The sequence below is a fragment of the Sphingobium sp. AP49 genome, assembly GCF_000281715.2.
GTDB lineage: Bacteria > Pseudomonadota > Alphaproteobacteria > Sphingomonadales > Sphingomonadaceae > Sphingobium.
This window is the reverse complement of the sequence record NZ_CP124576.1, coordinates 364,410-376,140: the sequence shown is the minus strand read 5'-3', so window position 1 is coordinate 376,140 and position 11,731 is coordinate 364,410. Positions and strand designations below refer to the sequence as shown.

The window sequence follows — 11,731 nt, the reverse complement described above, 5'->3', positions numbered from 1 at the left end:
TCAGAGAAGTTTCAGAAATTCGATCAACGCCTGTTTGTCCGCGAGGTCCAGCTCGGCCCCCTGGACGTGGCCGCCATTGCCCAGCCCGGCTACCTGCGTGTCGATCCATTGCGGTTGCGAAAAGGGGTGATAGCCGGCCGGATAACGGCCATCGACATTCAGCTTCAGTCCCACCGCCGTCAGATCCAGCGCGTGGCCGCCAACCATGAAGCGGCGCGGCCGCATTGATGGCGTAAGCAGGGCCGCCAGTGTCGGCACCGACCCATTGTGGAGATAGGGGGCCGATGCCCACAATCCGCTCAGCGGTGGCGCGGCATAGCCCTGGCCGGTCCGCACGGCGATGGTCGCGCGATAGGAGGTGCGGTCGACGGCCTGCGCCAGCGATCGATCGAATACGGCTGCACGCAGCGCATCCGTGCCGACGTCGCCTATCCAATTGGGAAAACGCATCAGTGTGGGCCGATCGCCCCGCCAGCCATAGTCGCCATGGCAGCTGGCACAGGTCCGTGCATAGATGGCAGCGCCGCGTTGCGCGGCCGCCCTCTTGACCGGACCGGGGAACGGCTGCGCATGATAGCTGCCCAACCAGTCGAATATGGCCCGAGCATCCTTGATCCCGTCGCGCGCATCGTCCGGATGGACCCCCATGCTGGGGACCGTGAAGAAACTAGTGATCGCGGCCAGCGCATCCAGATGCGCATCGTCAATCATTGGCGCAATCGTGGGCTGGCCGGGCTGAACAGCCGGGATCCGGTAGGCGCCGTCTGTCAGCAAGCTTGTCCGCCAGGCCCGCCCGCCCAGATCGGGGATCGACACCACCCCTCTGTCTGCCGGGCCGCCGCCGAGCAAGGGGCTACCCAGCGCCAGCTTCAAGGCGGCAACGCCATTGGTACTACCTGGTGATCCGTTAGGGAAAGGCATTGCTCGCCCTTGCCCCTTCAATGCCGCCAAACGGTGTCGGACCAGTGGCAGGATCATCCAGCGCAGGCTGGCCCGTTCCTGCCAGTCCATGTCCGGGAACAACGCCTCCGCCGCCGCCATCAAATGGGGCGATCCGGCATGACGGCTCAGTCCGACATAGACGGCCTGGACATAGGCCTCCAGATCGATCGAGCTGTTGGGCATGCCGATCATTGCTATGTCACGGCGCGGCGCACCATCGGCACCATAGGTCACGCCTGCATGGCAGGCGGCACAACCGAGATTGGCGACACGAACTCGGGTTCCCCCGATTGGTGCAATATCGCCCCAGGTGATGCCCAGGGGCATGTCGCTAGGCGGCCGCTCCACGCCTTTGGGTAGATTGGCGAGCCCGGCTGGATAGAGAAAGCCGAACCGCATCATCACCCGACGCAGCGTTGCCTGATCGATCCGCGCTGCCGGACCGCGGCGCTGCTCCTCCAGCACCAATGCAGCGGCGGTCAGACGCCAGGGGACCGCATTGCGCTGAAGCGCGGCCTGGGAAATGCCGCCAAAGCCGGCTCCGACAAAGGCGGCTGCGCCGCGCTGAGTCATGTCGGCATCCGGCGGCAGCAGCGGACGGGAGGAGGCTTCGCTGACCGGCCGCGCGCCGATCCAAAGGGCGGTGCCCGCGCATCCCGTGAGTACGACCGCCCCGATCGCTATCCGGTAGCGTCGCTTCATGGCAGGAAATGCTCCACCGCATCGCAAAAGGCGTCCGGCTGCTCCCATTGCGGATAATGCCCACATTCCGGAATCATTGTCAGCCGTGCGTCCGGCATCAGGCGCAGGGCGCGGGCAGCGTTGCGAACGGGAAAGACGCGATCATTCGCTCCCCACAGCAACAGGGCGGGCCGGGGAAAGGCCTGTGCCCGCCGCGCCATATTTGTAATGCCGCGAGAACCCAAGAGACCCACGCCAGCCGTAAGGGCACTGTGGAAGGTTCGGGCACTACCGGCAATCGCGGCATGGCGATCGGTACGATCCTGCAAATCTTTCGTCACCTGCGACGGATCATGAATGGCAAGCCGTAAGGTCGTCCGGTTGTTGCGATGGTGGGGCCGCGCCAGCCAGGCGCCGATGCCCGGCATAGCGGCCGCCAGCATCAGGGGATGCACGCGGCGACCGAAACTGCCGGGTGCGGCTAGGATGGCATGATCGATCCGGTCGGCATTATGATCCGAGAAATGCAATATTGCGCTCGCTCCCATCGAATAGCCGGCGAGATGCGCCCGTTCTATGTCGAGCGCGTTCATCACCGCTGCCAGCCGCGTCGCAAAAAAGCGACCATCATAGCGACCACGCGGTCGCGACGATTCACCAAATCCGGGCCAGTCGAACGCGATCAGCCGGAAACGGTGAGCCAGGCGGGGCTGGACCCGTTCCCATATTTCGAGCGAATTGGCGAGGCCATGCAACAGAATGAGTGGGGGGCACGGTCCGCCGCTATCCTGTATCCGGACAATCTCATTCTGTCCGATCCCTAGCTTCCGCATATTGTTCGGTTCCAGCCGGTGCTCTTTCCATACCCGGCCTGTACAGCAGGCATCATCAAGAACGGGAACTTCCTGTAGCAGACCAAAGATTACTTTACCGTTGCGCCCGCTTCTGGAGGTCGCTGCGGCCTACCGAGCGGAAAAAAATGGTGATTTGTCTATCGGATAAGTGCTGACTCTTCGCTGCGACAAGGAGACAGGCGAGCTTAGATTTCTGTATCTTCTGCCAGCGTAGAAGGTTCTCAACAGCATTCCACGACACTCGTTCACGGGCAGAGGGTTCAATCCCATGACATGCCTCCTCTGGCCGAGAGAATAACGCTTGGAGAAGGTCGACCAGAAATTGCCGTTTATGGCTGCTTTCTTGTTTCCTGATTGCAGACGTTGATCCAGCAAGGCAGCATGTCGCTATGATCATTACAAACGCGATCCTCGCGCAACTGCCGCTGACCGATATCGACGCTGTCGTGTTCTACAAGCGGGACGAGATCACGACCGACCTGATCTGCTGCGATGTTGAAGTGGCTGGTTGTGTTTCGACATTCCATGAGGAGGCGAAAGGTTGGGCTGAACTGATCGCGCACTTGTCGGCTCTGCCGGGCTTTCGCGCTGATTGGTATGAAGCCGTCGCTAGCCCGTCTTTTGCAGCAAGCGAAACGGTCGCGTTCGATCGGCGCTGAACGACCGATAGTGTTGAAGAAGTCAGTGATTGTCAGCTTCTGACGTTGGGGGGAAGTCGGCTCCCGGTGTCACGCTGGGGCAATAGCCGACTGGATCGGAATGAGTTTCGCAAGCTTGCGCAGGTTCTGGGCTGTGGCCGCGAGTTAGAACTCGTCTTTTGCGCCATTTGGTCCTCGCAGGCGCAGGCGATCGAGCTTCAAGATACGCTTGAGATGGGCGAACAGCATTTCAACCTTCTTTCGCTCGCGCCGGGATGTGACATAGGCGTCGGTCTGGGACAGATCCCTTGCCAGGTCGCGCGCGCCTTCATGGATTGACCGGGCGACTTTGCGCATGGACTGGCCGGGACAGCATTGGGGCTTGCGGGTGCAGGCCTGACAGTCGTGTTGGCTGGCGCGGTAGCGCATGAAGCCATCCTTATCGACGCCGGGCCGTGGGCTGGCATAGTCCCTGCGATGCTGGACAAGGTGCTTGCCGCCGGGACAGACATAGAGATCGTTCCGGTGGTCATAGCGGAATGCGGTGCGCTGGAAGCTGTCGGTCCTGCGGCCTACATGGTCGAAGACGAGAATGTGCGGCTTGATGCCCCGCTCATGGACGAGCCAGGCAAGGTTGGCCGCATCGCCATAGCCGGTATCGGCAGCCAACCGCCGGGGCCAGATGCCGAAGCGCTCCTGTGTCCTGTCGATCATCGTTCGCTGCGCCGTTACCTCAGCCTGACGGATGGCGGTGCTGGCCTCCACATCGACGATCACGGCGTTGGCCAGATCGATGAGATAGTTGGTGCTGTAGGCGAAGAAGGCCTGCCCGCCATGGGCGCCGGTCCAGCGGGCCGCTGGATCAGCCGGCGACAGATATTTGGGCGTGACGGGCGGCGCTGCGCCAAGGCGGCCTCGTCGAGCACTTCCAGATACTCCCGAACAGCATGATTGATGATATCCGGCGGCAGCCCCTCATCGCCGGGAACGCCGCGCTGGCGATTGGCATCGGCTTTGATCAGACTGGCGTCCACGGCGAATCCTTCGCCACCGACCAGTCCTTCCTGGATGCAGCGCGAGACGGTCATCTCGAACAACTGCCGCAACAGATCACTGTCCCGGAAGCGGCCGTGCCGGTTCTTCGAGAATGTCGAGTGATCGGACACGGATCCGTCGAGACCGAGGCGGCAGAACCAGCGATAGGCCAGATTGAGATGCACTTCCTTGCACAGCCGCCGCTCAGACCGGATTCCCAGACAGTAGCCGATCAGCAGCATCCGGATCATCAGTTCAGGATCGATCGAGGGCCGGCCCGTATCGCTATAGAAGGGCCGCAGCTTCTCTGGGATGCCGTCCAGATCAACGAAGCGATCCACCGCCCGCAACAGGTGGCTCTGGGGAACATGATCTTCCAGGCTGAAGCTGTAGAAAAGCGCCTCCTGCATCACCGTCGGATCACCCATCATGAGCCTGTCTCCTAACGACAAGGCCAGTGAATCAGGACCGCGCCATTACTGCAAGGCCGGGTTTTTCAACACTATCGACCCTTTTAAGACACTCAGCCGCAAATTTCCGCGTTCCAGGAGCGGACCGTCGGCTAACCTGATTACGCCCTTCAGAACTGGCCGGTAGGCGAATGTCTGGTTACCGGCGTGCAAGCGCGGATAGCTGCCATCCCAGCGGCGACGGCTAGACCACGCAATTTAATGGGCTCACGACCTAGGCTAGCGCCTGACCGGCATCACAACATATAATCATTTCATGGGAAGGGTGGCCCGTCCATCGACGGGCCACCCGTTGATTAAACAAGAATATTGTTATGCACCAGTTGCAAAACCGATATGGAAGCCACCCTCGGCAAGCTGATCCTTGACGTGCTTGAACCGTTCATACTGGGTAAGTGTGATCGGGCCGGAATATCCTTGGGACTGGAGTGGGCGCGGCGGATATTTGACGTAGGTCTGCATCAATTCCTTCACTTCCTTGTTGATAGTGACCAACGCCCAGGTGTGTTCGGAAAAGCTGTTCATGAAGATATCGTAGCGCTCCTGTGGATCCTGCCACAGGTCGAACAGCTGCGGCACTGTCGCCACGTAGCTTTCCGGCCCCTTCCAGCCCTGATTGGTATCGACTGCAAGCCCGCCTGTATGAGCGCCGTTGTCGCCGCGCAAGTTGAAGCAGGCCTTGAATTGGTTGCTCCGAACCGCTCCCGGCGTCAGTTCGTCTTCGGTGAAGTAGAACCAAGATTTGCGGTCGGACTTACCCGTGCCGAGCAGGATCGGCGACATGTCGTAGCTGTCGAAGATGATTGGCTCACCTTCACGATCCTCGGTTGGCAGGGCAACTCCGGCCAGCTTCGCGAAGGTCGCCATGTAATCAAGCCCACCAACGATGTCCGAGTTCTTACTGCCACCCTTGATGCCCGGCCCCCATGCCAAGGCGGGAACACGGTTGCCACCTTCACGAACAGTTCCTTTGGTGCCGCGATAGGGGGTGAAACCGGCGTCGGGATAGACGTCCTGCCATGCGCCGTTGTCCGTGGTCCAGAACACATAAGTGTTCTCTTCCAGACCCAGTTCGCGAAGTTTATCCATGATCGCGCCGATGCGGGCATCGTTTTCGACCATCGAGTCGGCATATTTCGATTTCGCCATCGACTTGTGCTTGAAGTCGGGGTGCGGCATCGAAGGCTGGTGCATCTTCATGAAATTTATGTGCATGAAGAACGGCTCATCGCTGTCTTTGACGGTATCGAGATAATCGAGCGAAGCCCGTTCAATATATCCATCGAAATAGGGAATGCCCACGACGCCCTTATCCGGAGTATCGACGTACTGGCCGTTGATCTTGAAATCTTCCTTAGGCGTTTCACCAGCATTGCCAGATAGCGAACCTTTGGTGACTTTCGTGAACATGTCACGCAGTTCCGGATCCATTTCAGGGAACCACTCAGGATCGGCGTAAGTATAGGCATTGAGGTGATAGAGGCCGCAATGCTTCATCACGTCATACCCGTGGGCATTGGGAAGCGCATAGTCGTCTTCGCCAAGATGCCACTTGCCCGTGAAGAACGTCTTGTAGCCTGCGGTCTTGAGCACCGAAGCCAGAGTCCATTCGGCTGCGGGAAGTCCGCCGCCATCGCCTTGGAAAGCTACCGTAGTCATGCCCGAACGGTTCGGAATGCGGCCCGTTAGCACCGCTGCGCGGCCCGGCGTGCAACTCGGCTGGGCATAGAAGGAAAGGAATTGCATCCCTTCTGCCGCCATTCGGTCGATGTTCGGTGTGGGCGCGCCGCGATTTTCGCCGCCGCCATAGCAGCCAGCATCACCGTAGCCGAAATCGTCTGACAAAATCAGCACAATGTTGGGCTTCTTCTCTGCCATTTTGACCTCCAAGGAATTGCCGCAGCGCAATGACGATGATTGCCGTCCGCATCTCGGTGAGGAAAAACTACAGGTTGAATGCGAACCGGCTATCGGGGTTTCCCCGGAGGTTAGCAGAGTCTGCCTCCTTACGCCGTTCAATGTCACCAAGTCCCTGAAGGGCCAGTTTTGAGTGCCCGTCACAAGCATTTGGCGTAGCCTTCTTAGCTTGCTGCGTCGTTGCGACGATTGCGGACAGCCGCTTCTCCATCATCAGCAGGCCCATATGGCAATCCGACCCCGCGAGAGTCGTATCCATCCGGCGAGACGCGCCTTGTCGTGATGTAGGGGCCTGCTCTTAAGAACGCTCTCGAGAGCACGCTTGGGAGCAGTGGATGCGGCAGATCGGCTGCTCGCGCAGATGGAGTTTGAGCTCGAAGATCTGGAGGCGGGCTCTGCCGAAGATGATCTGGCCGCCGAGACCGCCGCAGCAAAGGCGACAAACGTCACAGCCTTTGAGCGCAAGAGGCCGGTCATGAAGCCCTTCCCCGACCATTTGCCCCGCGAGCTCGTCGTCGTTCCGGCGCCCTGTTCCTGCCCGGCCTGTGGCGGCGTGCGCCTGTCGAAGCTGGGCGAGGACCGAGGGACCGAGACGCTGGAGGTGGTCCCTCGCGCCGGGAAAGCCATCCAGACCGTGCGGGAGAAGTTCTCCTGCCGTGACTGTGAGAAGATCATGCAGCCGCTTGCGCCATTCCCGGTCGTGCCGCGTGGCTGGGCTGCACCAAGCTTCCTCGCCATGCTGCTGTTCGAGGAGTACGGGCAGCACCAGCCCTCAATCGCTAGGCCGAGCGGTTCGCCGACGTACTTACCCGCATCGCCGGTCATCCGGCTAATCGGCTTGGCGATCTGCTCCCATGAAATTGGAAACCAACAGCGTTGAAGCTGGAGCCGTGATCTCGTAGCATCACCCCAAGGAATTTGACCCGCAACCCGAACTGATTGAATCCTCTTTCTGGCGGTCCATCGAACAGGCAGGCGTACGGCTGACCATCAACATCGTGCGGCTCGCCACAGAGCGGGGTTGGTCTTTTGAGGTGGTCAACGAGCACGGAACCTCGACGGCCTGGGGCGGTCTCTTTCCCACCGACCTCGATGCCGACGCCGCGTTCCGCGATTTGCTAGCTCAAGAAGGCGTCGAGGCATTTCTCGGCAAATAAGATGCCAAATCCCCAGCAAACCGTCAGTAGCCGCGGTCTCACCGGATGCGTACGCAACAAAGGGAGCGTAGCTACCACTTCCAGCCTTCGACACTCTCCGGCCATTCATAAGCCGAGTTTCCGTTCCTAGGTGCGGCCAGCCCGCAATACCATTTTTGGCTGCCCAAGTCTGGCTGATGGCGGAATGTCGACTTACCGGCTGGTAATTCCATATTGCGGCCGCAACTTTGCCCGCTCTGATACCGAGATGCGGCAGCGATAGTCATCAGTCTTACCCGGAGAAGCAGAGGTAGATTTCAAACTGCCTCCCTACCGATGGTCACCATTTGAAGGAGCAGAGTTGTGGCTCCAATATGATCGCAATCCCGCTGCTCACTCGTCCGATATGCGTCCCGGCTTCAAACGTATAAGTAATCCGGTCCTGCATGCCTGGCAGGCATCTCACCGGCCAGCATGCTCAGTACGTAATTCCGGCGGTTTATCTCCATGGCCTTCCGGAGGCTGCGGTTCTCGCTTTTCGTCCATGTGAAAGTCGAGATGGCATCGGGCAGCCAGGACCGTATCCCGAAAACCAAAGTCATCGTTCCCTGCGAGTCTCGAACCCACTCTACCGATCCGACAAACTTGCCGTCTTTGAAGGGTGTCGCGAAGCCTGGATTCGCGCTTTCGGCCTCCAGCGCAGGAAAAGAATTTACGAAATGGGGTTGGAGCAAGCTCGACGCCACAGCCTCCGGAGCCTGGAGCGCTCGCTCAAACAGGCGAGCGAGCGCGTGCTTGTGTATGAAAAGGCCCATGATTTTATATTGTAAAACGACCCCAAATGGCCCCTGCGAAGGTGTAAAACTGACGAGCGAAATCGTCGCATCGCTTCCCTCCCGCTCGTCCTCCAGAATCTGCGTACGGCGCCACCCAATCAGCAGGTCGCGTTTGCGCTGGATGATTCTCGAATCCGGGAGAGCCAAGCATGCGCGCTTGAAATTGCGTGTTGACGTACCGTTGGGGCAATGTCGGATCATGCTTTGAACGATGTGCTCGCCATTCATTTCCACAAGGTCAAAAACGCGATCAGCGTGATTTTTTGCCCAGCGAGGACAGACAGCCATCTTGGTCATCTCCATCGATCGTATTCGTCCGCCAAGCACATCATTTCATAAATGCGACAAAAGTAAATAAACTGTCTCGAAGCCATTGCTCTAGAAAATCGCACAAGGGGGGGCGGGAAATGAGAATCTTACCACGCCCCTAATTTTGCCGTTCATGCTACAGGCTGCCGCATCGCTCAGGGAAACTACCGATACTGATTTAGGATTAATTGGTAGAAGAAAATACCTAGGCATGAATCAGGAGGCGGGTCATGGCTAGGAAGCTCGATCGTGTATTAATTGCGGATAATCACGAAGTTCTACGCGCTGGCATGCGTAGCATAATTGGCAGTCAAGCTTCGTGGCATATCGTTGGAGAGGCGACAAGCGGACAAGATGCAATCAGCGTTGCGCGCGATGCGTCACCCGACATAACCATCCTCGACTGCTTCATGCCAGACATAAATGCCATACAACTGATAACCCACCTGCGTAATGAATTTCCTCATATGGAAATGATAATTTACACAGCGAGAAAATGTGACGGAATAGTTGCTGATGCATACGGTTTGGGCGTAAAGGGGTTTGTGCTTAAGCAGGATCCAGCATTAAAGCTTTGTGAAGCGCTTAATTCGGTATCGTTGAGGCGTAATTATTTTTCAGATCAATTTGCAGTTGATTTTATTGATAGAGTTGTCAGTGGTAAACACGATTCTTTTGGCATCCTTTCTTCTAGGGAAAGGCAAGTGGTCCAACTTGTCTCGGAAGGAAAAATAAATGAACAGGTAGCAGTTTGCCTAAATATCAGCAAAAAGACGGTTGAAACTCATAGGGCCTCTGCAATGCGGAAGCTGGAGCTTAAAACTACCGCCGATTTGGTTCGCTATGCTATTAGAAACTCCATTACTGTAAACTAATTTATATACTTTTATCGGTTTGCACAGGAGAGAAAATCGTTTGGTTCTGATCTTTTTTCATCATTTTCACGATGTTGGACGCCAGTCTCGCTGCGGTTAATGGAGATTTTCGTCGCCTGAATTTGAATATGGCTCCTCCCAAGTGAGGTAAATTTTGGCTTTCGCTGGATGATGCGTTGAAACGGCCGATCCAGCCTACACCTGATCGACATTCGAAGCGTTAATTGGCGTCCACCACAGCCGATTACGGTCGGGCCGTCCCTGGCCGGTGGGCGGCAGTCCGTTTTCGGAAGCCAAAGTAACTTAGCTCCTATCCGCCGGGCGGAAAGCAAAGGGCGACAAGCGACCAATGCGAGCCGTTCCCAATTGGCGCGTGAAAGGTCTCTCCCGCCGAAGCATTCCGCGGATTGATGCGCATTGCAGATCACATCGGGGGATGTCGCGGCTAGGCTAGGGGTTAATCCTGATTGGTCGCCTCCGGTGGGCCCTTAATAATGTTTTTGAGACCACTTGAACGGAGCTAGGGCATGGCGAAGAAACCGAACATCTTAATCCTGTGGGGGGATGATATCGGCCGGGACAACCTGTCCTGCTATTCCCACGGCGTAATGGGCTACGAAACCCCTAACATCGACCGACTTGCCAAGGAAGGCATGATGATGGTCGATTACTACGCGGAGCAGAGCTGCACCGCCGGTCGCGCCTCATTCATCACCGGCCAGGCCGGCATGCGCACCGGCCTCACCAAGGTGGGCCTTCCCGGCGCAGCGCTCGGCATGAAAGCGGAAATCCCCACTATTGCCCGCGGGCTCAAGAACGAAGGCTACCGCACAGGCCAGTTCGGCAAGAACCACCTGGGCGACCGGGACGAGCACCTGCCGACTATGCACGGCTTCGATGAATTCTTCGGCAACCTCTATCACCTCAATGCCGAGGAAGAACCGGAACTGCGCGACTATCCGCCCGCTGATCTCTACCCCGAGTTCCGTAAAAAGTACGGCCCGCGTGGCGTGTTACACTGCTGGGCCGACGGCAAGGGCGGGCAGAAGATCGAGAATACCGGTCCGCTCACCAAAGAACGGATGAAAACGATCGACGAGGAATTTCTGAAGGAAGCCAAGCGCTTCATCAAGGATTCGGTCGATGCTGGCGAACCCTTCTTCCTTTGGTTCAACACCAGCCATATGCACTTCCGCACCCATGCCAAGGATTCCAGCCTCGGCCAATCCGGCCTGTGGCAGTCCGAATATCACGACGTGATGATCGATCATGACCTCAACATGGGCGAAATGATCGACCTGCTCGACGAGCTCGGCGTGGCTGACGACACCTTTGTCCTTTATTCGACAGACAACGGCCCGCACCAGAACTCGTGGCCCGATGCCGGCACCACGCCGTTCCGCTGCGAAAAGAACTCGAACTGGGAAGGTGCGTACCGCGTGCCCTGCATCGTGCGCTATCCCGGTCAGATCGAAGCAGGCTCGAAGTGCACAGGGCTCGTCTCGCACCTTGACTGGTTCCCGACGCTCCTCTCCGTGGCTGGCAACAAGACGGTCAAGGAAGACCTCAAGAAGGGCGCGACGCTCGACGGACACAAATTCAAGTCGCATCTCGACGGGTACGACATGGTGCCCTTCCTGACCGGCAAGGAAACGGAAAGCCCACGCCCCGGCTTCGTCTACTTCAACGACGATGCTGATGTCGTCGCATTGCGCTATCACAACTGGAAGCTGGTTTTCCTGGAGCAGCGTTGCGAAGGCACCCTGCGGATCTGGGCCGAGCCGTTCGTGGAACTCCGCCTGCCCAAGATCTTCAACATGCGCACCGACCCTTACGAACGCGCGGACCGCACGTCGAACACCTATTATGATTGGCTGCTCGATCACGCATTCCTGCTGGTGCCTGCACAGACCATCGTCGGCCAGTTCCTGGCGACCTTCGCAGAGTTCCCGCCAGCCCAGAAGGCGGCGAGCTTCAACCTTGAATCCGTGATGGATAAGTTGACGCAAGGCGCATCAGGCGGCGCCTGATCATCATG

General features: G+C 58.2%; 7 protein-coding genes and 2 pseudogenes. 4 read left to right on the top strand and 5 right to left on the bottom strand.

The genetic code is table 11. The features are described from left to right. Complete coding sequence (locus PMI04_RS01775) at positions 1 to 1,644, bottom strand: c-type cytochrome (RefSeq protein ID WP_007715023.1); 1,644 nt, start codon at positions 1,642 to 1,644, stop codon at positions 1 to 3. After that, complete coding sequence (locus PMI04_RS01770; protein WP_007715024.1) at positions 1,641 to 2,456, bottom strand: alpha/beta fold hydrolase; 816 nt, start codon at positions 2,454 to 2,456, stop codon at positions 1,641 to 1,643. The genes PMI04_RS01775 and PMI04_RS01770 overlap by 4 nt, the downstream gene beginning before the upstream one ends. Before the next feature lie 410 nt (positions 2,457 to 2,866). Here PMI04_RS01770 and PMI04_RS01765 point away from each other — a divergent pair, with 410 nt between their 5' ends. Then, a complete protein-coding gene (locus PMI04_RS01765; protein WP_007715025.1) occupies positions 2,867 to 3,136 on the top strand; it encodes a hypothetical protein in 270 nt (89 codons plus the stop codon). 69 nt (positions 3,137 to 3,205) lie between these two features. On the opposite strand, the pseudogene PMI04_RS01760 reads toward PMI04_RS01765, so the two are convergent. Then, positions 3,206 to 4,581 (bottom strand): annotated as a pseudogene (locus PMI04_RS01760) (IS1182 family transposase). Positions 4,582 to 4,932: 351 nt separating this feature from the next. Then, positions 4,933 to 6,498 (bottom strand): arylsulfatase, encoded by a 1,566-nt coding sequence (locus PMI04_RS01755; protein WP_007715030.1) that lies wholly within the window; start codon positions 6,496 to 6,498, stop codon positions 4,933 to 4,935. A 385-nt stretch (positions 6,499 to 6,883) separates the two neighbouring features. Between PMI04_RS01755 and PMI04_RS01750 the strand changes: the two are divergent. Then, positions 6,884 to 7,309: pseudogene (locus PMI04_RS01750) on the top strand (IS66 family transposase zinc-finger binding domain-containing protein); the annotation flags it as partial. A 783-nt stretch (positions 7,310 to 8,092) separates the two neighbouring features. Here the strand turns inward: PMI04_RS01750 and PMI04_RS01745 are convergent. Beyond that, complete coding sequence (locus PMI04_RS01745; RefSeq protein ID WP_037487425.1) at positions 8,093 to 8,812, bottom strand: hypothetical protein; 720 nt, start codon at positions 8,810 to 8,812, stop codon at positions 8,093 to 8,095. 236 nt (positions 8,813 to 9,048) lie between these two features. Between PMI04_RS01745 and PMI04_RS01740 the strand changes: the two genes are divergently transcribed. Next, positions 9,049 to 9,693: a response regulator transcription factor gene (locus tag PMI04_RS01740; protein ID WP_007715035.1), complete on the top strand. Its 645-nt coding sequence runs from the start codon at positions 9,049 to 9,051 to the stop codon at positions 9,691 to 9,693. Between the two features lie 527 nt (positions 9,694 to 10,220). Continuing rightward, the gene (locus tag PMI04_RS01735; RefSeq protein WP_007715037.1) at positions 10,221 to 11,723 is read left to right on the top strand and encodes an arylsulfatase; all 1,503 of its coding nucleotides are present in this window, start codon (positions 10,221 to 10,223) and stop codon (positions 11,721 to 11,723) included. The last annotated feature ends 8 nt before the right edge of the window (positions 11,724 to 11,731 follow it).